Source organism: Allobosea vaviloviae, assembly GCF_001298265.1.
GTDB lineage: Bacteria > Pseudomonadota > Alphaproteobacteria > Rhizobiales > Beijerinckiaceae > Allobosea > Allobosea vaviloviae_B.
This window is the reverse complement of the sequence record NZ_LGSZ01000029.1, coordinates 37714-58601: the sequence shown is the minus strand read 5'-3', so window position 1 is coordinate 58601 and position 20888 is coordinate 37714. Positions and strand designations below refer to the sequence as shown.

18 protein-coding genes are annotated in these 20888 nt (G+C 62.4%); 7 read left to right on the top strand and 11 right to left on the bottom strand.

Translation table 11 applies throughout. The features are described from left to right. Positions 1–478: 478 nt before the first annotated feature. Complete coding sequence (locus tag AE618_RS08720) at positions 479–1387, bottom strand: hypothetical protein (protein WP_054208677.1); 909 nt, start codon at positions 1385–1387, stop codon at positions 479–481. Positions 1388–1615: 228 nt separating this feature from the next. Further along, positions 1616–2200, bottom strand: coding sequence for an acyloxyacyl hydrolase (locus tag AE618_RS08715; protein ID WP_054208676.1), 585 nt, complete (start codon positions 2198–2200; stop codon positions 1616–1618). A gap of 307 nt (positions 2201–2507) precedes the next feature. Here AE618_RS08715 and AE618_RS08710 point away from each other — a divergent pair, with 307 nt between their 5' ends. Beyond that, a complete protein-coding gene (locus AE618_RS08710) occupies positions 2508–3152 on the top strand; it encodes a TetR family transcriptional regulator (RefSeq protein ID WP_156330179.1) in 645 nt (214 codons plus the stop codon). A gap of 83 nt (positions 3153–3235) precedes the next feature. Here the strand turns inward: AE618_RS08710 and AE618_RS08705 are convergent, their stop codons facing one another. The 5 genes from AE618_RS08705 to AE618_RS08685 are packed head-to-tail and all read right to left on the bottom strand — an operon-like array spanning position 3236 to position 8074. Then, entirely contained in the window at positions 3236–4438 is a 1203-nt protein-coding gene (locus AE618_RS08705) for a multidrug effflux MFS transporter (protein ID WP_082365106.1), read from the bottom strand. Continuing rightward, on the bottom strand, positions 4435–5361 hold the full coding sequence (locus AE618_RS08700) for an efflux RND transporter periplasmic adaptor subunit (RefSeq protein WP_054208694.1): 927 nt from the start codon (positions 5359–5361) through the stop codon (positions 4435–4437). The genes AE618_RS08705 and AE618_RS08700 overlap by 4 nt, the downstream gene beginning before the upstream one ends. Beyond that, on the bottom strand, positions 5358–5567 hold the full coding sequence (locus tag AE618_RS08695) for a DUF1656 domain-containing protein (protein ID WP_054208674.1): 210 nt from the start codon (positions 5565–5567) through the stop codon (positions 5358–5360). The genes AE618_RS08700 and AE618_RS08695 overlap by 4 nt, the downstream gene beginning before the upstream one ends. Before the next feature lie 6 nt (positions 5568–5573). Continuing rightward, a complete protein-coding gene (locus AE618_RS08690) occupies positions 5574–7652 on the bottom strand; it encodes an FUSC family protein (RefSeq protein ID WP_054208673.1) in 2079 nt (692 codons plus the stop codon). Further along, positions 7649–8074: a MarR family winged helix-turn-helix transcriptional regulator gene (locus AE618_RS08685; RefSeq protein WP_248310795.1), complete on the bottom strand. Its 426-nt coding sequence runs from the start codon at positions 8072–8074 to the stop codon at positions 7649–7651. The genes AE618_RS08690 and AE618_RS08685 overlap by 4 nt, the downstream gene beginning before the upstream one ends. Before the next feature lie 339 nt (positions 8075–8413). Here AE618_RS08685 and AE618_RS08680 point away from each other — a divergent pair, with 339 nt between their 5' ends. Together AE618_RS08680 and AE618_RS08675 are read left to right on the top strand one after the other, a co-directional pair. Further along, complete coding sequence (locus AE618_RS08680; RefSeq protein WP_248310794.1) at positions 8414–9433, top strand: AI-2E family transporter; 1020 nt, start codon at positions 8414–8416, stop codon at positions 9431–9433. A gap of 2 nt (positions 9434–9435) precedes the next feature. Next, positions 9436–12297, top strand: coding sequence for a cation-translocating P-type ATPase (locus tag AE618_RS08675; RefSeq protein ID WP_054208670.1), 2862 nt, complete (start codon positions 9436–9438; stop codon positions 12295–12297). Positions 12298–12328: 31 nt separating this feature from the next. Here the strand turns inward: AE618_RS08675 and AE618_RS08670 are convergent, their stop codons facing one another. Further along, positions 12329–12832: a DUF2867 domain-containing protein gene (locus AE618_RS08670; protein WP_054208669.1), complete on the bottom strand. Its 504-nt coding sequence runs from the start codon at positions 12830–12832 to the stop codon at positions 12329–12331. A gap of 237 nt (positions 12833–13069) precedes the next feature. Between AE618_RS08670 and AE618_RS08665 the strand changes: the two genes are divergently transcribed. After that, positions 13070–13420 carry a winged helix-turn-helix transcriptional regulator gene (locus AE618_RS08665; RefSeq protein WP_054208668.1) on the top strand — a complete coding sequence of 117 codons (351 nt, stop codon included), beginning with the start codon at positions 13070–13072 and terminating at the stop codon, positions 13418–13420. A gap of 183 nt (positions 13421–13603) precedes the next feature. Here AE618_RS08665 and AE618_RS08660 read toward each other — a convergent pair whose 3' ends face one another. The 3 genes from AE618_RS08660 to AE618_RS08650 are packed head-to-tail and all read right to left on the bottom strand — an operon-like array spanning position 13604 to position 18580. Continuing rightward, positions 13604–16906, bottom strand: coding sequence for an efflux RND transporter permease subunit (locus tag AE618_RS08660; protein ID WP_054208667.1), 3303 nt, complete (start codon positions 16904–16906; stop codon positions 13604–13606). Further along, on the bottom strand, positions 16903–18000 hold the full coding sequence (locus AE618_RS08655) for an efflux RND transporter periplasmic adaptor subunit (protein WP_197280729.1): 1098 nt from the start codon (positions 17998–18000) through the stop codon (positions 16903–16905). The genes AE618_RS08660 and AE618_RS08655 overlap by 4 nt, the downstream gene beginning before the upstream one ends. Beyond that, positions 17981–18580: a TetR/AcrR family transcriptional regulator gene (locus AE618_RS08650; protein ID WP_197280728.1), complete on the bottom strand. Its 600-nt coding sequence runs from the start codon at positions 18578–18580 to the stop codon at positions 17981–17983. The genes AE618_RS08655 and AE618_RS08650 overlap by 20 nt, the downstream gene beginning before the upstream one ends. A 120-nt stretch (positions 18581–18700) precedes the next feature. Here AE618_RS08650 and AE618_RS08645 point away from each other — a divergent pair, with 120 nt between their 5' ends. Genes AE618_RS08645 through AE618_RS08635 form a run of 3 tightly spaced genes read left to right on the top strand, consistent with a single transcriptional unit; the run spans position 18701 to position 20830 of the window. After that, positions 18701–19372, top strand: coding sequence for a CerR family C-terminal domain-containing protein (locus AE618_RS08645; RefSeq protein WP_054208664.1), 672 nt, complete (start codon positions 18701–18703; stop codon positions 19370–19372). After that, entirely contained in the window at positions 19350–20057 is a 708-nt protein-coding gene (locus tag AE618_RS08640) for a hypothetical protein (RefSeq protein WP_248310792.1), read from the top strand. The genes AE618_RS08645 and AE618_RS08640 overlap by 23 nt, the downstream gene beginning before the upstream one ends. Positions 20058–20104: 47 nt before the next feature. Beyond that, positions 20105–20830 carry a hypothetical protein gene (locus tag AE618_RS08635; protein ID WP_054208662.1) on the top strand — a complete coding sequence of 242 codons (726 nt, stop codon included), beginning with the start codon at positions 20105–20107 and terminating at the stop codon, positions 20828–20830. The last annotated feature ends 58 nt before the right edge of the window (positions 20831–20888 follow it).

The window sequence follows — 20888 nt, the reverse complement described above, 5'->3', positions numbered from 1 at the left end:
TCGGCGACGGTATCGCCAATAAGTTCGGGCGGGCCCTTCAGCGCAACGTCGAGAGCCAACGAGTAGGCTGCTAAAAAAGGCAACAAACGTTGGAAAGGCGATACGCCGGCCGAAGGAAGGGCTTGTTCGAACCATCTTATGCGGATCGAACAGGCCGATCGGCCGCGCATGCGCAAATCAGAGGCCCGGTGTTTCAGGACAGGGCGGCGAAGCGCGTCGCGCAGCTTTCAAATCGTAACGGCGACGGGTGTCGCATCGTCGAATGGCGCCGGCTTCCGAGTCCAGATCGAGATGCGGACAAGTTAGGCAGCTTGACGATGCCGGAGGGCGCGGCTGTGCAGCCCTCGCCCGCCAAAAGAGCTTCGTAGCCCGCCGCTTGAACTCGATGCTGCGGCCGCGCCTTCAGGCTTCTGGATATCATCCCGCGAAAGCCACGATGATCGACTGTCCGCCGCTACGCGTCTGCCTATAGGGCCTACTACCCAACACGCTCCGACAGAGCCAAGGGATCTCGGTTAAGCACGATCCGAATGATGAGAGCGCTCGCGGTCAACCCAAGGATCGAGGTTAGGAGGCCACCTATCTGAGTGGTCAGCCAAGAATAATTGCCAAGTATGACGATGCTCGCCGGCATTACTGCAAAACCAAACACGGCCAGGAAAGCGGTTGGCGTGAGGGCGAACATGAGGAGACCTCTCCAGCCCTTCAGATCATCCTTGAAGCGCCATGCGAGCGCCGACGCGAAGAACACCCCAGGAATATTCGTGAACATCCACCAAGCCGGAAATTTCGTGAATAGAATTAACGGCTGTTGCCCATAGTAAACATAAAGACCAGGCACATTAAGCATAATTTCTTCGACGAGAATGTCGAACGCACAGGTGATCGCAAGGCCGATCCACAACCAAGAAATCTTTGCCCGTCTCAAGAAAAGCGCGTACGGCACATAAGCTAGAACTGCGCCGAAACCGAACCACGCGAAAATCGGATACCAAGTCATCGGCCTTCCGAGGAAGGTATAAACCACATGCCCCTCAGCGTAAGGCCAGAAACAGCCGCCGGCGATGTCAATGAAGATTTCCGGAATTGCGCAGAACGCGCCACTCAGCGCCACAAACACCGGGAGAGCAGTCTTGGTCCGGCGCGCATCATGAATCGCAACCATGAGAACGATCAAACCAATCGCCGCGAACACGATCGATGCATAGAGTGACGCCTGCACTCCAAAAGGTGCGTGGCGTGGTGGAATTGGCATGCCGAACGCAGTGTCGACCGCCGTTGGAAACGTCGCCCCGGCAAACGCCGGTCGCGCTGCCATCGAAAGCAACACAAGGACAGCGACGCTCCCTATTTTTTGCTTCGCATCAGACCAATCGAAACGTTGCATGTGATTAACCCCCTTTAGAGACATAAACCTTGAAGATTTTACACAAACGCAACTAGTGTGGCAGCCCTATGGTCTTTTTTTACTTGCATGGCCCCGCCGCCAATTTGATGATTATTTATGTATTATCGAATTATTTCTTCATAGAAGCCCGGAATCTGCACAGAGAACATACGTTAGATTAGCGTTTCACCATCGGGCATTGGAATAAGATCGTTCGAATGAACTTTTTCAGAAGACGTAGCCAAGCCTCACACCGTAATTGGTCAGACCGCGGTTCCGCGAGCAAGTGCCGGCGTTTGAGATGTGCTCAACTGTGGCCATGACCCTCCAGTTGTCCGTTAGCCGGTATCCGATCGAGCCTGATTCCCTCATCAGGGGCGAGCACCCCAGCGGCACCCTGTCGGGCACGACGAGATCGCCCGTCTTGCCGTTATGGAAAGCGATGCCGGCGGCACCCTCTACGAAGATCTTGGGCGTAACGTCGAAAACCCAGGTCAGGCCCGTGTAGACGTGACTTGTATTCCCAGCAGTGTTTACCGTGCCGCCGAGATGCAGGCGCGGGACGAGCAGGCCCAGGATCGGGTCGTTCAGCGTGAACAGGCGCGGCGTCAGGATTTCACCGTTGATATCGACCGATCCGCTTTCGGGGCTAGTTGGATCATGAGCAAAGACGCCAAGCCGCAGTTCCGAGATGACCCGCGGGACTGTGAGGCTCGCGGCCGGCGCCGAAGTCTGCACAGGTGGATCGGCGGCTAGAGCACCGACGGACACCAGCGTTGCGGGCAAGACCGCGAGAACAGCGAGAAAACGCATTGCCGTCGAGATTCCGTAGTTGCGTGCTGGAACATGTGCAGGCTGTTTGTCGCCCTAAACGCCGCCGGGACGGCGCCTGCGATCTTTCGCACGATTGAGGCGATCGCCCGCGCTTCCTCATCGATGACCCGATCGAGCCAGACAGCGAACGGGAAGCTCGGGAAATTCCTGAGCTTGCGCCTCGATATCGGCAGGAATTGTCCGAACGTACGTGACATGACACATGCGGGTAGCCGGGCATATTGAGATCGAGTCGACTTTACATACATACTGTCCGTTTGTAAATGATTGGATCAAGGGGTATTTTATGCGACGCACGAAACAAGAGGCGGCCGAAACGCGCCAAACGATCTTGAAGGCGGCCGAAACGCTCTTTCTGGAAAAAGGGTACGACTCCGTTTCCTTGGACGAGGTCGCCGCCGCGGCCGGCACGTCGCGAGGCGCGATTCACTGGCATTTCCGCAACAAGCAGGGCCTGCTCTTCGCGCTGCGCGACGAACTGCGTCTGCCGATGCAGTATCTCGTCGATCGGCTATCTACCGATACGAAGCTGGTGGCGCTCACCGCGCTCGGAGACGCGCTCGAAGAAGCATTTGTCCGCTTTCAGAACGACCCGCGTCAGAAGCGAATGCTCAGGGTGATTCTCGCGACAGAATGGGCCGCGGAAGACGCATTGCCCCAGGGTGGGCGGCTACAAGATCAAACCAAGGAGCTGTTGTTCAGCATCTTCCTGGCGGCTCACAAGAATAAGCCGCTGCCGGCACCGTGGACGCCTAAATCCGCGACCATCGCATTCAATGCCATGGTCAACGGATTGGTCGGGGAATGGGCGCGTGGAGCTGAGGATTTTGAGCTCGTTCCCGATGTGGTCGCGATCGTGCACACGGTCCTGGAAGCGTGGGGTGCGCCGCCGGCACGGAGACAAATCAAGAGGCCTTCCGTACGCGAGTAGCTTGCTTGGCAAATGCCCTTCGAGCCGAGTCCGAGATCAAGGCGGCGTCGGTTGCGGCCGAAGTCTACAAAAGTACCGCGCCACTATGCTGTCGCGCGCCAAAACGACAGCTGCGCGAGAAGGCCGGCGCCGCTGAGCACAAGCGCGGCGGCCAACGCTGGATTGTCGCCGATTCCCGCGAGAGCCGTGCAGACGGCTCCGACCACCATTTGTGTGAAGCCGTAAGCCCCGGAGGCAGCGCCGATGCTTTCTGGGTCGACGCTGATGGCCTGGGACAAAGCAGCGGGGGAAGCGATGCCGGCCCCAAGCGCAAACAGAAACATCGCCCCGACGACCAACGGCACGCTCAGCCAGCCGGTCAGGACGGCGATCAGAAGCGCCAAGGCTGCCGCTACGCTCAGCAGATTTGCTCGCACCAAGAGCCTCTCGATCGTGATCCGCCCGATCAGCCGGCTCGCTAACATGCTGCCTAGCCAGACGCCTGAGATCAGCATGCCGAGATAGAGGCCTACCTCCTGCGCCGAGCGATGCAGCGCTCCAGTGAAAATAAACGGTGCGGCGGCAACGAAAGCGTACATGGCAGTCGTCGCGCAGCCTCCGCCTATGGCGTACCCGAGAAAGACGGGAGACGCGAGGAGCTTGCGGTAGCTGGTCAGGACGGTGCCCGGGCGATACCCGTCGCGCCTCCCGGTCTCGGGCAACAGAAACCAGGCGCAAAGCAAGTTGGCGATTCCGAAGGCCGCGAGCGCATAGAGGATCGAACGCCAGCCGAGGGTGGACGCGAGCAGAGCGCCAATAAGAGGTGCGAGTCCGGGGCCGACCGTCACCATCAGGTTCATCAACGCCAGGCGCCGAGCGGTCTCCTGCGGCATTGCCGTATCGCGGACGATCGCGCGCCCGAGGACCAGTCCGGCGCAGCCGCCGAACGCCTGCAACAGCCGCGCCCCAATCAGCATGATCGCGTTGGGCGCCAATGCTGCGGCCAGACCGGCTGCGGCGTAGAGAGCGAGTCCGCCAATCAGGACTGGCCTGCGCCCGAAGCGATCTGACAGCGGACCGTAGAAGAGCTGTCCGACGGCAAGCCCGGCGATATAGAGGCTGACGGTGAGCTGCATCGTGCCGGACTTAGCCTGCAGCCCCGCTGCGGCGATTGGCAGAGCCGGCACGAAGATGTGCATTGCCAGCGTTCCGCTGAAGGTCATCAGGGCAAGCAGCCAGAGGGGCGCCGCGGGAGGTTGGCTGCCGATCGGCGTCTGACGGTCTATCCCGTGAGCGCCGCCTGTCATCTCGTGACCGCTCGATCCGTCGAGGAAGAGGAAATGGCGGCTTGCGCTGAAACCTCCTCACGCGGCCCGATCTCGACGGTCGCCGTCAGCCCTGCGATCAGGCGGTGCTCTCTTGCAGGTTCGGTGACCTCGATGCGGACAGGCACACGCTGAGCGAGGCGGACCCAGGTGAACGTGGGATTGATGTTCGCGAGCAAGCCATTGCCCGCAACCCTTTCCCTGTCCTCGATAGCCGCCGCGATGCTCGTCACCCGTCCCTGTAAACGGCCCGCCTGTCCCATCAACGTTATCGTGACCGGGGCACCGACCTGGATCCGGGGCAGCTTGGTTTCCTCGAAATAGCCCTCGACATGCAGGGTATCGGTGTCCACCAAAGCAACGACCGCTTTGCCGCTCGCCACATAGTCTCCGGCCTGAAGGCTCAAATTGGTGACGATGCCGTTTGCCGCCGCTCGGACCTCCGACCTGTCGAGATTGAGCTTGGCGAGCGCCCGGTCGCTCAGCGCCTTCCGATGGTCGGCTTCCGCCTGTGCCAACGCCGTCTCGGCCTCTTCCTTGCTCTTGCGCGAAACTACCTCTTTCAGCTGTTGGTAGCGGTCGACGTCGCGCCTCGCTTGTTCGAGCGCAGCGACGCGACTGGCCAACGCAGCCTCGGACTGATCCAGGGCGATTCTGAAACGCTCGCTGTCGACGCGAAACAGCAGATCACCTTTGCCGACTGATTGATTGTCTCGGACGGAGACCTCGCTGACCAGACCGGAAACGTCGGGAGCGACGCTGATCACGTCGGCGCGAACCCGCGCATCGCGTGTCCACGGCTCGTTCATGTAATGATTCCAGAGCCCACGGCCGACGGTCGCCGATGCGGCGACGACGGCGAGGGTAATCAGCACGCGGCCGGCGAGGACCAGATAAGTCTTCATGATGAAAGCCATTGGGAAGCGGAGAACAGTGCACCGACGATGCAGACATAGAGGGCGACGTTGAGCAGCGCCCTGTGCCAGACGAGCCTGTAGAAGCCGGTGCGTGCGAGCACGCCGATCAGCGCCTGGGTCAAGACGTAGGCGATGATCGCAATGACGAAGAAGCTGGGAACGAAGACGCCGTAGACGTCCAACTCGGGAGGCATGCGCTTCTACTCCGCGGCCATCAAGGTGAATGGAGCCTGCTGGCGGTCGAGAGGCCGGGGCTCTGGCGGCGGGCCGGCTTCATGCGGAAAAAGTGCACGTCGAAGGCCGACTAGTGACTGAAGCGTATCGAGCTCCGCGCTGCCTTCCCCATGCTCGCGCACCGTCCGGAACGTCGTGTCGATGCTATCGCGGAGGTCACGTGGCCCATCGGCGGCAAAGTTCCCCGCTGACAGGCTTTGGCGCGCGAAAGTCGCCACGCCGCTCAAGACGGTATCGATACTGTCACGGGCCCGACCGGCGACGAGACGCCGGTCCCGTTGCAGCGCGACGATATTGTAGCCGATGCGAATCTCGCGAAGGATGTCGACGGAGGTCTCTTGATCGGGGGAAGCGACGCTCCAGCGCGGCACGAGTTGGCTCAAGCGGTCGAGATTGCGGCCGGCCAGAGCCGACAGGTCGTGCTTGCGCTTTCCCTCCGCCAGCGTCGCGAGATCGGACCAGCCGGCGCGCAGGAGTCGTCTGGCCGCGATCTCGGCGCCGAACGGCTTGGTGACGAGCGTCCACGTCAGGGCGAACAGAACACCGCCGAGCGCCGCGAGCCCCTCGTTCGCATAGGCGGCGAAGTCCATGCTGTAGCGACTTTGAAACGCCAGGCTTCCGGTGCTGTTGGTCGCCAGCACCAACGTGATCAGCATGAGCTGAGGCCTCGGAATGAAGGCGCCGATCAGCAGGAACGGCACCGCAAGCGTCAGCACCACCATTTCGAAATCATGGATCCGCGGCAGGACGGCGAAGAGATAGAGCGCGGCACCGGTCGTGCTGACCGCGAGCCAAACGACCATCGTCCTCATCGCGGCCGCAGGCCGGTCGAGCAACCCGAAGAAGCAGCAGGCGACAGTCGTCATCGCGACGAAAAAAGCCCCGCCGGGCCAGCCGCTCTGGATCCAGATCAGCCCGGCCGCGAGCGTAGCCAGAACGGCCGATCCGCATGAAAACAGGATGAGGCCGTGATCATAGTAGCGCGTGCCGGGGACCAGTTGATTGCGTGAGAAGGCGGGGCGCCAGGCTTCGCCAGTCTGCCCAGATGCGATCAGCTTCTGCAGAACGAGACAATCCTGCCAGAGATCTATGACGTCGTTCAGGCGCGATAGAAGGCTCGTGGTCAGCAGGCCCTCCCAGCGTCCTAGCTCCTCGCGCGAGGGTTGGAGTGCCGTGAGGCTGGAACGCAACAGGTCCGGCGTTGTCGACCCGGCAACGGTTCGCCCCGCTATCCAGTCGGCAATCTCGTCCAGTGCCGAAGTCAGCCCCGGGGGAAGCTCTTTTGCCTCGAGCTTCAGCGCATGCAGACGATCAGCCAGCGAGGACAGCATCGGCAAAAGCAGCAGCAGTCGTCCGCGAAGTTCTCTTGCCCATCTGAGCCGGCCGCGAGTATCCGCGCTATGCGATATTTGGCCGATAAACATATCGAGCGCGGTAACGTCCGCTGCCAGCCGTTGCCGGGCTACCGGCGTCGCAGGCCCTGCCCGGTCATGCAGGATGTCGTCGGCCCAGGTCGCAGCGTCCCGCAGCCATTTCGCGATCCGAGCGTCGAAGATTGGGCCGATGCCGACCGGAAACACGATTGCGCCGACGACGCTGGCGCAGACGATGCCGAGAATGATCTCTTCGCTGCGGGCCACCGCCAGATCGAAGATGTTTTCCGGTGTGGCAAGGCTCGGCAGCGCAACCAGCGGCAGCGTATACGCCGAGAGCATGAAGACATAACCGCGCGGCGTCCGATCCAGAGCCGCGAGATAACAAAGGCATCCGGCCCAGAGTGCGACGGCGAGAGTCAGGAGTTCCGGCGCATTGACGAAAAGGGGAACAAGTACGACCGCGGCCGAAGCGCCCAAAAGCGTCCCGAGCGTGCGATAGAGCGCCTTCGAGTTTGTCGTGCCGGATAGAGGATTGGCGACGACATATACCGTCGTCATCGCCCAATACGGCCGAGGCAGGTCGCAGGCGAGGGCAATGTAGAGGGCCAGCATCGCCGCGGCGAAGGCTTTCGCCGAAAATAGCCAGTCACGCCACGTCGGAAAGGTCACGCGACCGTCTCAGGGAGATGAGCCTCCTCTGGCTCGGTGCTGCTGGCTCGGTTGATCGCATCCATCACCTTCAGCGCAGCTGCAATCTCGGCCGGGCTCACGTCACGCAGAACACGATCCCGCAACTCGTTCAGAATTTGCTCGATCTTGCCCGCGAGGCGCGCGCCTTCCGCGGTGAGCCAGATCGCATTGGCGCGCCGGTCGCTGGGGTCGTCACGACGAAGAAGGAGGTCCGCCGCGCTGAGTTGGTCGAGGAGCCGGACCAGCGACGTTCCTTCGATCCCGATATGACCGGCCAGCGTTACCTGCCTGACGCCGTCGCCAAGCCGATGCGCCCAAACCAGCACCGCCGCCCGGGCCTGGGAAATCCCATGGGCTGCAAGCGCAGCCTCGCAGAGCTTCCGCCATTGGCGGCCGCTCAACAGGAGATTGGAAGTCAGGGTGAATGTGGGACTATGCATGTCTTCAACATTGGTAGCTTAAAAATAATGAGCATGCAATCTAATTAGCGACCGATCGCGGCTGAGAGCGGACGAGGCGTCGGAGGGTGGTGGGTTGACTGGTGCGCAAGTCGCGCCTGCCTCGCTCTTGCGCGCGTCGGGAAAACCTGAAGCCCAGATCGTCGGAGGATGCGCATCGCTATCACTCCGGTATTTCGTTTCTGCCGCGTGTCATGTCGTCTGGTTCGCGATACAGGAGCTTGGGGCGCTGGAGGCGAACACTGGATGATACCCAGGAGGACGATCGAAACGCTCAGCTTTATGGCCGTCGTCGTCATAGTGACGGCAGCGTTCATCTGGCTTTTGCTCCCCTACTACGGCGCCGTCCTCTGGGCCGTCATTTTGGCGATCCTGTTCACCCCCCTGCACCGAAGACTCTTGAAATGGTTAGGGGGACGCCAAAATCTGGCGGCGACGATCAGCTTAACGGTCTGCGTTTGCATCGTCGTAGTTCCAGTGACGCTGATCCTCGCGTCGCTTGCGCAGGAAGCGGCCAGATTCTATGGCCGGATCAGCTCGCAAGAACTCGATCTCGCTGCGATGCTCGCGCGAATCCGTCGCGAAATGCCTCCGTTCATCCTCGATACGCTGACGGCGCTGAACTTGGGCAATCTCGCAGAGATCCAAGCGCGGCTAACCTCCTTCCTCTTGCAAGCCACTCAAACGGTCGCAGGAGGAGCCGTGACTTTCGGGCAGAACACGGCGGAGCTTTTCGTCAGCCTCGGCATCATGCTGTATCTTCTATTTTTTCTCTTCCGCGATGGAGCTGACCTGACGGAGGTCCTTCATAGGGGGAGTCCCCTGGATAAGCGCCACACAAGTCACATCCTGAGCAAATTCTCGTCCGTCGTGAAAGCGACGATCCAAGGCAACGTCATTATTGCAGCAATGCAGGGCGCGATCGGTGGAATCGCCTTTTGGGCGCTGGGCCTCGACGGAGCGATCCTCTGGGGCGTGTTAATGGCGGTCCTATCTTTATTGCCGGCGATCGGCGCGGCGCTGGTCTGGCTGCCAGCCACCGGATATTTGCTGCTCTCAGGCGACTATGTGAGAGGAGCCATACTGCTCGCGATCGGCACGTTGGTGATCAGCACTGTCGACAATCTCGTGCGTCCGCTTCTGGTCGGCAGGGGAACGCGTCTTCCGGACTACGTCGTTCTTGTTTCGACCGTCGGCGGCCTTTCGCTTATCGGCATGAACGGCTTCGTCATCGGTCCGCTGATCGCAGCGCTGTTCTTGGCGGTGTGGTCGCTGTTCATCGACGATCAGTCGCATTCCTGAACATGCTCGTAACAGCCCCAAATTCCAAGTCTGACGAACCGTATCGGCAGAGCTGCGCAGACGTGCTCTCGGCAGCGGCCGCGGATCCTAGCATCGGCCTCGACCAGGCCGAAGCGAAGCGTCGTCTGACGGAATATGGTCCCAACGAGCTCGATGCGCCGCCGCCACGACCGGAATGGCTGAAGCTGCTTGCGCAGTTTACCGATATCTTGGTGCTCCTCCTTCTCGCCGCCGCGACGATCTCCGCGGCCGTTTGGTGGCGCGAAGGGAAGACTGAGGTCCCCTACGAAGCTCTGGCCATCTTCGCCATCGTCGTTCTCAATGGGTTGCTGGGCTATGTTCAGGAGGCCCGGGCGGAACGCGCCGCGGCGGCTTTGCGCCAATTGTCGGCGATGCGCTCGGACGTCGTCCGCGACGGAGCTCAGACGAGCATCGCCTCCGCTGACCTCGTGCCGGGGGACATAATCCTCGTCGCCGAGGGGGACACGATCCCCGCCGACGCCCGGCTGATCCAGTCCGCCGCGCTGCAGACGATGGAAGCTGCGCTCACCGGCGAGAGCCTGCCCGTATCCAAGGGCATCGACGCCATCTCCGGCAGGGCAGAGATCGGCGATCAGCGCAACATGCTCTTCAGCGGCACCACTGCCATCTACGGGCACGGCCGCGCCGTTGTCACGGCGACGGGCATGAGAACGGTGATGGGTCGCATCAGCGGCATGCTGGAGAAGGCCCCGGACGAAGCGACACCGCTGCAGAAGGAGCTTGGCCGCGTCGGCAAGGTGCTTGCAATCACCGTCGTCCTGATCGCCGCTGCCGTCATTGGAACCATCCTCCTCTTGTCGGAGGTCCGTGGCCTTTCCCGCACGGTCGACGTGATGCTTCTCGGCGTCGCGCTCGCCGTGGCCGCAGTGCCGGAAGGGCTGCCGGCGGTCGTCACCGCCGTGCTATCGCTCGGCATGCAGCGCATGGCGCGCAACAGCGCCGTCATTCGCCGCCTCTCCGCGGTAGAGACGCTGGGCTCCGCGACCGTCATTGCTTCGGACAAGACCGGCACTCTGACCAAGAACGAGATGACCGTGCGCCGGATCATAACGGCGAGCGGCTGCGCCAACCTTTCCGGAACCGGCTATGCGCCAAATGGCCAGGTCGAATTCCGCGAGGCGGGACGTTCCAACGGCCTCCTTCAATTGGAGATCGTGCGCGCGCTGACAGCCGCCGAGCGTGCGAACAACGCGCTGCTCAGCGAGCGCGCGGAGGGCTGGGTCGTGCACGGCGACCCGACGGAGGTGGCGCTCATCGTCGCCGCTCGCAAGGCCGGTCTGCTGACGGAGGCGCTCAATGCGCGCTTCGGCCGCGTCGGGGAGGTGCCATTCTCGTCCGAGCGCAAGCTCATGAGCACGATCCACAGTGATGCGGAGCGGCCCGAACGCCTCGTCTTGGTGACCAAGGGGGCGCCCGACGTGTTGCTTGACCACTGCACCCACGAACTCGTCGGGTCGGATGCCCTGCCGCTCACCGATGCGCGCCGTGTCGAGATCATGGCCAGCAATGAAGCCCTCGCCGAGGAGGCGCTGCGTACGCTCGGCGTCGCCTTCCGCTCCCTGCCGGCAAAGCTTCCCGAGGCCAGCCAATTCGAGGAGGCGATCGAGCGCGAGCTCGTCTTCATCGGCCTGATCGGCATGATCGATCCGCCACGGCTCGAGGCGCGCGAAGCAGTGGGGCGTGCGCAGGTTGCGGGCATCCGCTGCCTCATGATCACCGGAGACCATCCCAAGACAGCGAGCGTCATCGCCCGCGAGCTCGGCATTTCCGTAGACGACCAGGTGGTCACAGGCGCCCAGATCCAGGCCATGACGGACGACGAGCTCGACGATGCGGTGAGAGAGGTCGCCGTCTACGCGCGCGTCAATCCCGAGCACAAGCTGCGGATCGTGCTGGCTCTTCAGCGGACTGGAGAAACGGTCGCCATGACCGGCGACGGCGTCAACGATGCGCCCGCGCTGAAAGCAGCCGACATTGGCATCGCGATGGGGATAACCGGCACCAACGTGTCCAAGGAGGCAGCGGACATGGTTCTGGCGGACGACAATTTCGCGACCATTGTCGCCGCGGTCGAAGAGGGGCGAGCGATCTTCGCCAACATTCGGAAGTTTCTGCGCTATCTTCTCTCGTCGAACATCGGCGAAGTCATGACGATGTTCTTTGGCATTATCCTCGCCGGCACGATCGGCCTCAGCGGAGCCGGCATCGGCGGTCTCGCGTTGCCGCTTCTGGCGACACAGCTTCTCTGGATCAATTTCGTCACCGATGGTGCGCCTGCGCTCGCCATCGGCGTCGACCCTGCGGATGACGACGTTATGAGCCGGCCGCCACGGCTGCGCGACGAAGGGGTATTGACCGGCCGGATGTGGGCGGGTGTCGTTTTCGTCGGCGCCGTCATGGCAACGGGAACGCTGCTCGTGCTCGATGGAGCCCTTCCTGGCGGGCTGATCGAGGGCTCGGGCACGATCGCGTACGGGCAGACGATGGCGTTCACCACCTTGGTGATGTTCCAGCTCTTCAATGTCTTCAATGCGCGCTCGGACGAGCTCAGTGCCTTGCGGCGGCCGTTTCGAAATCGCTCGCTTTGCTTCGCGGTCGCTTTGTCATTGGTGATGCATGCCGCGGTGATCTACACGCCGTTTTTGCAGAAGGCGTTCTCCACCGTCTTCCTGAGCATCAGCGACTGGCTGCTCTGCATCGCTGTCGCGAGCTCGGTGCTGTGGCTGCGCGAAATCGAAAAGGCGGTAATGCGTCGCCTGGCGCCGGGCGGTGCCGACGTCGGCCCGCGGGATCTCGATCCAGATCAGGTTGAGACGTCGTAGCTACGCCGCATCCCTGTCGGCCCGATCTAGCCTATTTCGCCCTTGCCGCCTGTTCCAGGCTCGCCGGCGCGATCACGCGGTGGAGCGGCGCGATCACCGCTATGTACGTCCGCCCCAACCAGTTGTGGCAATGCACCACGGTCACCACGACTAGCTCCCGGCCGCCCGCCGCGCCTGGGCGCAGCAGGATCGCGAGCCGGAAGTCGAGATGCCGGTCGTCCTCGCCGAGCACCAACTCCCTCGCAGTCTTCGACAGCAGCGGAAAGAAGCCAATCACCGGGCCCCGCGCCGCCGCAGCAGCACCGACCGCGCGAGACGATTTGACGCCGACTGTCGCCATCACCACATCGCGCACCCGCGTCAGCGCGCGAATCCACCACGCCTGCCGCTCGAACCCAGCGCGCGCCAGCACTTCGAGATCGTTGTTTGACCCCACCGGCAACTGAATCGCGTACGCATCCAGCAGGTCCGCGCCAACATAAAGTGGCGCTAGCACGCTGTCGGACGGCACGGGCACCGCATAGGCTTTGGTCATGTCGCCGGCTTTCACAAAGTCTCATCAGCCGCAAGCGATAAAGGCAAACCAGTTGCCCCATGCACCCCGTCTTCCAGTATGGGCGTCCCGCCCGGCTCGATACGAGGTGCCATTTGGCGCGCCCTTCTGCTATCATTTTCTTAGCAGAGAATGACCTCCGAACGCTACGAAAAATATAGCATGAAAGTTCCCAAACCTGGCCAGCCCGTACGCGGGTCGCGTTCCGGACACCCAACTATGGCGCTTCTCGATCTGCTGGGGAGGCGCATGAGTTTGCGCGTTTTGTGGGAGCTTGCGCACGCCGGACAACCTCTAACGTTTCGGGAACTGCAAGCGGTCGCGGAAACAAATCCGAGCCTCCTGAACACGCGCCTCAAGGAACTGCGGGCCGCCGACATCGTAGTCCATCACTCGGGCGGCTATGACTTGAGCGAAGAAGGGAAAGTGTTGGTCAGCCTCATCATGCCGCTCGACCAGTGGGCCGCCGCATGGGGAGCAAGACTTGGGGCCGAAAACGAGGCGCCGTCAGCACTGCATGCGATGCAAGACGCTCTGGAAAAGGACCGCTCAAGATCAAATGAAAGCTAGTTGCCGTTCTCCTGCGCCACCGTAGCCCAGCCCTTTTGCGTATCGCAGCGACCGGTTTCGCCTTTTTTTTGAGAGGCTGGAATCAAGGATGACTTTCGAGACGCTCGGCGGCGTTTGGCTCGCCGCCTCTGCAATCGAGATCGCTTCCATTTCAGTTCCCCGATAGCGGCCCGCTGATCGTCATCATGCGACGGATTCTTCGGAGCGAGGCGCCACGCGCCCGAGTCGCCTCTTCGCGTCGAGCTCGTAGAGGATCGGCACGACGAAGACGGTCAGAGCGGTTGAGACCACCGTTCCGAAGATCAGCGAGATGGCCAAGCCGCCGAAGACGGGATCCGTCACCATGATCGCCGAGCCCAGAATAATGGCCAGCGTTGTCAGCAGGATCGGGCGCAGGCGCACGGCGCCGGCCTGCCTGGTCGCGACGTCGAGCGCCATGCCGTGCTTCAGGTTGTCCTGAATGAAGTCGATGATCAGCAATGAGTTGCGGATCACGACACCGGAGAGCGCGATGATGCCGACCATCGAGGTCGCTGAGAAATCCGCCCCGACGAGCCAGTGGCCCGGGAAGATGCCGATGACACCGAGAGGCACTGACGACATCGCGATCATCGGAACGAGGAAGGAGCGATAATAGGCGACGAGCAGAAAATACACCGCCAGCAAGGCGCCGCCGAGCGCGATGCCCATGTCGCGATAAACGTCGAGCGTCATTCGCATCTCGCCGCCCCACAGCAGCTGATAGCCGTCGATGGTGTCGGGCGCGTCCTCCTTGAAACCGAGATTTCCGGTTCTCAGCGGCCGGCCGTCTGGAGCGGTGATGCCATTCAACCGCTTCTGAAGATCCAGTACGGCGTAGAACGGCACGGAGTTCGACAGTTCCGCTCCGACGAAAGTCACCTTCTCATTGTCGCGGTGGAGGACCGGCCTGTCCGCAGCGGCAGGAAGGATCGTAACAATCTCCGAAAGCGGGACAGGCTTTCCGTCGGCGTTGCCGACGAACACCCTGTCCAGCCGGGTCGGATCGACCGCGAAGCGGCGCGGCACGAAACCTCTGACGTCGACCGCGTTCTTCTCGTCGGGTAGGTGCGCCCGGCTCAAGGTCTTGCCGCCAAAGACGAGCGAAAGCGCCTCGGCGATCTGGGCCGTCGAGACCTTGGACAGAGCGGCCTTCTCCTTGTCGGGCACGATACGATGCTCGGCCACGTCGGCCAGCTCCGTATCCGTGAGGTCGACGACGTCGTAGGTCTTCTCGAACGCTTGGCGGACCTCGGCGGACAGTGTCCGCAGCCCCTCGGAATCCGGGCCATAGAGCTCGGCGAGCACGGTCGAGCGCAGCGGCGGACCCGGCGGGTCCTCGACAAGCGCGACCTTCGCGCCGGGGTAGGAGCGACGGAGCGCGTCGACCTTCGGCCTCAGATCCCGCACGATGTCGATCGAGCTTTCCTTCCTGTCGTGCTTGTCAGTCAGGTTTACGCGGATTTCCGCCACATGATTGCCCGTGCGCCCGGCTGTGCCCTTGAACAGGCCGTTGAAGTCCTCGACGCCGGCCTGCCCGATCCAGGTCTGGTAGTTGAGGACGTGCTTTTCCGCGGCAAGCAGCTTCGCCATCTCGCGCACGAAACGGTCGGTAGCTTCCACCGGAGTGGTTTCCGGCATGGCGACCACGATGTTGAACGTGTTCTTGTTGTCCTTGGGCAGGAAGCCGATGGCGACGCCAAGCGGCGAGACCGCTCCTCCCACCCCGGCGGGCCGGACGAACTGCCAAGCTCCCTGCATGACGGACACCGCCATCAGAGCGAGGATCGTCGCCCCGAAAGCGAGGCGTGCGCGACGGTTCTGCTGCAAGGGCCTGATGAGGCGAAGGTAGAGACGCTCCATCCTTCCCGGTTGGCCATGGCTGGCCTCCTGCTCATGCTCGTCGTCTTCGTGGATTTGGTGGCGGTGCAGCCAGCGATTGGCCGCCCACGGCGTGACGATGTAGGCCACGACGACCGAGGCGGCCATGGCGATCGGCACGTTGAAAGCGATAGGATAGAAATAATCGCCCGCCATGCCGGTGACGAGAAACAGCGCGGCGAAGACCAACATCACCGCGAAGGTGGCGAGATTGGTGGCGTTGCCGATCTCGTTGGTGGCCCGGACGGTCACGGCCTCCTTGCTGGCGTGAAAGCGCGCGGCTCCGTAGTGGCGGTGGATGTTCTCGATCACGACGATCGCCGCATCCACCAGCAGGCCCAGCGCCAAGATCAGAGCAAATAGAGTTACCCGGTTTATGGTCACCCCGCCGAGCAGATCGGCGAGAAGCGTGATCGACAGGATCAGCGGCACCGTGACCATGACGATCATCGCCTCGCGCCAGCCGAGGAAGAAAATCAGCACCAATCCTACGGTCCCGAGCGCAACGAGGAGGTGCTCCAGCAGCAGGTTTACTGCCGCGTCGGCCTTTTCACCGTCGTTGCGGGTAACGATAGCCTGCACGTCCTTGGGTACGAAGGAGGTCTGCATGCGCTCGATCCGATCGATCACCGCATTGGCTACGACCACGGCGTTAGCGCCCTTCTTCTTGGCGACGGCGATGGTGACCGCCGGCATATCCGTCGCAGCCTTGCCGAAGCGAGGATCGCCGGGCCCGAAAGAGAAACGACTGAACGCGGTCACTTCCGAGGGCGGCCCATCGGTGACAGTCGCTACGTCGCGCACATAGACGGGGCGCCCGTTATGGATGCCGACGATCTGGTTGCGGACGTCGTCGGCCGACATGAAGGAGGCAGATAGTTTGATGGCTTCGACCCTGCCGTCGCGCACCGTCGGCTGCAGCGGCATGGAAAGATTGCTCGCCGTGAAAGCGCCATAGGCTTGGCTCAGCGTGACGCCGAACGCCTGGAGGCGGTCCGGGTCGAGCTCGATGGCGATTTCCCGCCCCCTGCCTCCCTTGATGCCGACAACGGAAACGTTCTCGGTGCTGCGCAGGCGCTCAGCCATGCGCTCGGCCACCCGTCTCAAGGCGTAGTCGTCATAGTTCGCCGACGCGAGCGTAACGGTGACGATGGGAACATCGTCGGCATCGATGCTTTGCACGAACGGCGTTCCGGCATCGACAGGCAGGCGGCTGCGGCTCGCCAACACGCGGTCGTAGAGCTTGACCAGCGACTCTTCCTTGGGCTGCCCCACCTTGAACTGGACTTGCACCAACCCGAGCGAATTCTGCGCCGTGCCCTCGATGTGATCGACCCCGGATATTTCGCCGAGGATCCCTTCCAGAGGCGTGACGATCAGTTCCTCGACCTCTGCGGCCGAGGCGCCCGGCAAGCTGACGCTGACCAGCGCGGCCGGCACCACGATCTGCGGGTTCTCCTCGCGCGGCGTCTGCAGCACCGCAACGACGCCCATCAGGGCCACGGCGATGATGAAGACGATAGTCAGCTTCGAGGTGATGAAGGTCTGGGCGAGGCGCCCTGCGAGGTTGAGGCGGAGTTCGTTCATCGCGGGCTCTCCACTGTCGCGACCACGGAACCGTCGCGCACTGCGCCGTTCGCAGCAGCCAGGATCGTCTCTTCGCCCGACAATCCCGCCACGATCTCAACTGACTCGCCCACGTTTCGGCCAAGGCGCAACCAGCGGAACCGCGCAACGGTGCCGTCGAGCACAAAGACCCCGTCCAGGCCCCCACGCCGGATCACAGAGGCACGTGGGATCAGCATCGCCTTCTGAACGCCGAGCGCGATGTCCGCACGACCGAACATGCCGGGCACGAGGCGTGAATCGTTCGGCAGGACGATGTTGATCTCGTATCGCCGAGTGACATCGTCCCCGGAGGGGACGATGCCCCGGATCCGGCCCTGAAAAGGAGTGTCCTTCAAGGTGTCGATCCGCACGAGCACCGGGGTCGCCTGATCGATCGCAGACAGATTGCTCTCCGACACGAAGGTCTTGAACAGAAGAACCTCGCGGGACTCGACGGTGAGGATGGCAGATCCTGCCGTGGCCATTTCGCCCCGGCGCCTGGCGACCGAAACGACGACGCCGTCCACCGGGCTCGTGATGCCGGCATAGCTCTTCTGCGCCTGGGCGGCAGAGAGGGCGGACTGCGCTCTGTCGAGGCTCGCACGCGCGATATCGACTCTCACCTTGGCCTTGCGCACGGTTTCGGATGCGGCCGAACCCGACAGCGCAAGTCGAGTGAACTTCTGGACGTCCTGTTCGGCGTCGTCCAGCTCCTCGCGGCTCGTGCGGACGCCAGCCTGAGCCTGGCGGATGGCCTCGTCGATATCTGTCGGATCGATCTGGACGAGCAGATCCCCCCGCGAGACCTTCTGGCCCTCGCGGACGTCGAGCCGTTCGATGAAGCCGACGACGCGAGAGGACACGTCTATGCGCCCGTCCGAGACGACAGAACCGGGGACAGTATAAGTGACGGGGATCTCCGCTACTCGAACCTGCGTGATCGGGACGGCCGTGGGGTTGTCCGAACGAGGGGGCTGAGCGCTTGCCGCGATCGGTGCCGCCAGAATGACGCTCAGCGCGATGAGGCAAGCGGCTCGGGAAGTACTTCCCATCTCATTTTTCCTTTTCCGCATCGTGGAACGCCCGGCGCAGAACCGCCGAGATATGCTGTCCGAGAATCGAAGGATCCCCGTAGTCGGGACGGCCGCCCGGCAGATACGGCAGCAGCGCTGCAAGCTGCACATGGCCGAGGATGATGCCGATCATCGAAACAGTGGTCAGAAAGCGCTGATCTTCTGACCCTTGCTGGTCGGCCAGGCTGCTTACCAAGCTGAACGGACTTTCGAGCACGGAATGGGCGAGCTCCCGCAGCCGGCTGCCGCCGCCGTCGAGCAATTCGCGCACGAGCAGGCGAAAGAAGACCCTGTCCTCCAGCAACAGGCGAAGGAAAAAATCGACGAAGACTTCCAATTGCCCGCTCGAAGCAGCCGTTCGTGTGAAGATGTCGGCCAACGGAGCGGTCTTTTGGGCGAAGACGTGGGCAAGCGTCTCTCGGATGAGATCTTCCTTGCCTTTGAAGTGATGATAGAGATTGGCTGGCGTAACCCCGATCTCTTTGGCCACGTCACGCATAGAAACTGCGCTGTACCCGAGATCGGCATAGAGGCGAGCAGCGACCTCCAATATAGCCGTGCGCGTGTCGGTGGGCTCCATGGTCCCTCGCATATGGAACTGAACGTTCGTTAAGTGCCGTCTACGGCGGCATCTGATCCATGTCAATTGAAAAGTTCGTTCGAATGAACTATATCGTCCCTCGACGAAAGGAGTCGGCCCATGACGGAGTCCAAAGCGACATCGAGCGGACACGAAGCGCGCAGCGCCAAGACGCGCTCGCAGCTGATCGAAGCCGCGATCGAGGTGATCGGCGCTGTCGGCTACGAGGGGGCCAGCACTCGCGCGCTGGCCACGGCTGCGAAAACGACGCTGTCCGCAATTCCCTATCATTTCGGGGGCAAGAAGGAGCTCTACCTGGCTGCGGCAGGCATGATCTCCGACTACGCGGCCGGCCGCTTCGAAGAGGCTATCGCGCTTCTCGACGTGGCGAAGCCGTCCGAGAGGGCTGCCCACTTCGAGCAGGCGCTCACCGAGCTCATGCATATCATCATGGAGGATGCCGAGCCCCATTCGTGGACGTCCTTCGTCGCACGCTGCGCCTATGACAATGACGAGGCCTTCGCGCTGATCCACGAGCGAGCCATCGCTCCCCTGCTGAAACATCTCGTGCAGGCTGCAAGCGATTTCACGGGAAGAGATCCCGGCGACGAAGCGCTCAGGTTACGGATCAACGCGATCGTGACTGCGATCATCAGCTTTAGGTTTCTGCGCGGCATCATGCTGCGAGGAATGGGCTGGGAGAGCATCCGACCCGACAGCATCAAGCAGGTCGAGGACATGGTCCGCGATCTCTGCCGCAGCGACTTTCTTGCTGTCCGGTTTTCCCAATGAGGCGCGGGAGAAGGAGCAAGAGTGCTGCTCCAGCCGCCTCGACAATCTTCTCGTCACCCAAAAAAGGAATCACACGGTGAGCAATCAATCCTACGCGCATGAAACCATTGCCTGGGCGAAACAGCGCCTCGACGATGCGGATACCATCGTCTCCGAGGTCGAGAAAACCGCTGAAACGCTGCAGGACGACGTCCGCAAAGAAGCCGACGCCGCACTCGCCCGTCTCCGGGTCTCACGCGGCAAGATCCAAGAGATCTATGATCGGCTTCGTGCCGAGGCCGCGAGCGCGAAGGAAGGCGCCGAGCAGATCCAGGGCGCCCTCGAGGCCGAATGGATCGAGGTCGAATCCGCACTTCAATCCTACCTGAGCGCGGCCAGAGATCGAGCGGACACGGTGCGCGGAGTCGTGGCCGCGCGCGCCCAGACTCAGCGTCGGTCGTGGGAAGCGTCGCTGCAGGAGATTCGCGACCGGGCGGCCGACGCCGTCGAGACTGCGCGTGGAGAGCTCGACGCCGCCATCAAACGCTTGTCCGACGAGGCTGAGAAATTCCAGGCTCGGATCGGCGATGCCAAGGATGCCGGCGACGAGTCCTGGGAAGCCGTGAAGAGCGGCGTTGCTGAAGCGAAGGCGGTGCATGACCGTACGATTCAGCGGATCAAGGACGCGTTCTCGAAGCTGTTCTGATCGAAGCGCTTCGGCCTTTCGATAATGGCGAACCAAGGAAGAACGACATGAAATCCCTCATATCTGCGATAGGTCTGGCGCTCTTTGCCCAGACCAGCTTGCTGGTTGTGCCAGTTGCCTTTGCCCAGAACGCGACCGGACAAGGTCAAGCCGCCTCTCAGAACGACCCTTCGCTTGCTCGGCGGGCGGTGGAATGGTCTCGGGATCGGCTCGCCGAGCTCGACGCGACCATCGTCGTGCTGGAGAAGGAGTCGGCCCGACTTCAGGGCGAGGCGCGGAAGAATGCGGACGAGGCCCTGAAGGCGCTCCGCGATCGACGCGACGCATACCGTGTCCAGGCTGAAGAGGCTGCGGCCAACGCCAGCACCTGGACGGATGCGCAGGTCGCCGCGGCGCGGAAATCTCTGGATGACGGTTGGGCCGCCTTCCAGACTACTCGGGATCGGTATCTCGAAGCGGCGAAGGTCGATCTGGCCACCCGCCGGGCGATACTGGAGGCCGAGCTCGAAGCGCGTCAGAAGGCGTGGCGGAATTCGATCGACGAACTGCGCGCCAAGGCCTCGAAACTTGCGGCCGACCAGCGGGCAGCGATCGACGCCCGGATCGCCGTGCTGAATTCGCAGGTCGACGAAGCAAAGGCCCGAATCGCCCGGCTCGAGGATGCCTCCGCCGAGGCGTGGGAAACGACCAAGAAGAGTTATGCGGACGCGCAGAAGCTCTTTTCCGACACCTATGCCTCGATCCGAAAAACCATAGAGGACGCGACGAAGTAGCCCTCTATGGGCCGGAGGCGGCATGACGGCGCCCCTGTCCTCCGCCTCCGGCAAGCGT